4 protein-coding genes are annotated in these 1,809 nt (G+C 71.5%); 2 read left to right on the top strand and 2 right to left on the bottom strand.

Annotation, left to right across the window (positions count from 1 at the left end; all coding sequences use genetic code 11):
* Both D7V88_RS43445 and lptE read left to right on the top strand, forming a co-directional pair.
* On the top strand, positions 1-457 hold a 457-nt coding region (locus tag D7V88_RS43445), incomplete at its 5' end, for a hypothetical protein (protein ID WP_158625277.1).
* Positions 458-489: 32 nt separating this feature from the next.
* A complete protein-coding gene (lptE, locus tag D7V88_RS41160) occupies positions 490-1,005 on the top strand; it encodes an LPS assembly lipoprotein LptE (RefSeq protein ID WP_120545915.1) in 516 nt (171 codons plus the stop codon).
* Between the two features lie 40 nt (positions 1,006-1,045).
* Here lptE and rpsT read toward each other — a convergent pair whose 3' ends face one another.
* Positions 1,046-1,312 (bottom strand): 30S ribosomal protein S20, encoded by a 267-nt coding sequence (gene rpsT / locus D7V88_RS41155; RefSeq protein WP_120545914.1) that lies wholly within the window; start codon positions 1,310-1,312, stop codon positions 1,046-1,048.
* Between the two features lie 161 nt (positions 1,313-1,473).
* Positions 1,474-1,809 (bottom strand): VOC family protein (locus D7V88_RS43440; RefSeq protein ID WP_167509923.1); only part of this gene is annotated, 336 nt, incomplete at its 5' end.

Here is a 1,809-nt window from a genome sequence, read left to right as displayed (position 1 = left end):
GGCCGCGTCCCCACCGCCCCCGCGCATCGCCCCGCTCGCGTTGGACCTGGGCAATGGACGCGGCCTGTCCATGGACGCGGAGCGGTTGACCTTCCAGGGGCGTGCTGGAAGTCCGCCCGTGGAGGTCGCGTGGACGCGGGTGCGCCGGCTGGAGTGGCGCACGCGCCCCTACGCGGAGGCGCTGGGACTGCTCGCCTTCGCGCTGCTGGGCCTCTGGGCGCCCACTCAGGCCATCCGGATCATGGCCCTCGCCGCGGGCGTCGTGGGCGTGCTGCTCGCGGCCCTGTACCGCCACCAGGGCCTCACGGTGGAGGTGGAGGACGGCGCACGGTTGCAGTGGCCGCTGGGCATGGCGCTCCGGGGCTCCGCGCGGGAGGCCCGGCTGGAGGCGGCCCGGGTGGTGCTGCGGGAGGCCGGACGCGCGCGAGGCGTGCCGGTGTCCGACCCCGACGCTTGACGGAGGATCGCGGGCGGGTAGGGTGCGCGCCCATGTGGGCGACCTGGAGTGCGGGGAGTGCGTACCGGTGGGCCCGGACGGGCGTGGTGGTGGTGGCGGTGCTGGCGTCCGGGTGCGGCTACCGCTTCAGCCCGTGGGGCTCCGCGCTGCCGGAGGGGGTGGGGCAGGTGTGCGCGCCCATCTTCGTCAACGAGACGCCGGAGCCCACGCTGGAGAACCTCTTCACGCGCTACCTGCGCCAGCAGCTCATCCAGGCGGGCCGCCTGGCCAGCGCGCCGGACTGCAACGCCACGATTGAAGGGGTAGTGCTCAACGTCGGGGCGTCCCCGACCATCGTCGCCAACAACTACCGCGTCTACACGACCGTGCGCCTGCGCCTCGTGAAGGAGGGACAGTTGCTCGGGGAGACGGTGGTGGCGGGCACGGAGGACTATCTCCAGGGCCGGGGCAACGTTCTGGAAGCAGAAGCCAACCGTCAGGCGGCGTTGGCACGCCTGGCGGAAACGCTCATGCGTGATGGGTACGACCGACTGGCCAGCACCTGGTGAGGACCGGGGAACCCGGTCCTCGACCCAGGGCGGGGTACGACTAGGCCGACTTCTTCGCGGCGGCCTTGGCCAGCCGGGAGATGCGGCGCGAGGCGGTGCGCTTGTGGAGGACGCCCTTGCTGGCCGCCTTGTTGAGGGTCTTGGAAGCCGCCTTGAGAGCGTCCGTCGTCTTCGTGCCGTCCTTGGAGGCAATGGCCTCGCGGGCGGACTTGACGGCGTCCTTCACCGACGACCGGACGTTCACGTTCCGGGCGCGGCGCTTCAGGGACTGGCGGTGACGCTTCTCTGCAGACTTGGTGTTCGCCAAGGCAATGCTCCAGCGGAAGGCAAGACAAGGAAAAAGAGGGGCCGTCCTTACTTCGACGCCCCCGTTGCGTCAAGGCACGCGTGCAAACGCGATCAGGATTTCCGGTTCCGGAACGCCTCGAACGGCACTCGCGAGGGGCCTGATGCCACTCGCGGGGAGAATCAAACCGACGGGGGCGTGTATTCCCACGTGAGCCCGGCCGGGTCCTGGAACCGCAGGCCCTCCTCGGGGCCCGAAACGATGCTGCGGGGGTGGTGGGCTTGTAGCAGGTCCTTCAGCCGGGCGACGGCGGACAGGGAGGGCGCATCCAGCGTCAGGGTGGCCTGGACCGAGGACGCGGGGGCCGGCGTGAAGACGAGCCCCAGGCCCGCGCCCGTGTAGGCCGCCGTGCCTTCCGGAGACTGGGTGGAGCTCCAGCCCAGCCAGGAGGCCACCGGGTCCCAGAAGGCCCGCTGGGCGGCCACGTCCGGCACCGGCAGGCGCAGGGTGGCCACGGA

Origin of the sequence: Corallococcus terminator, from assembly GCF_003611635.1 — a bacterium.
GTDB classification, from domain to species: domain Bacteria; phylum Myxococcota; class Myxococcia; order Myxococcales; family Myxococcaceae; genus Corallococcus; species Corallococcus terminator.
This window is presented reverse-complemented; position numbering and strand designations above follow the sequence as displayed.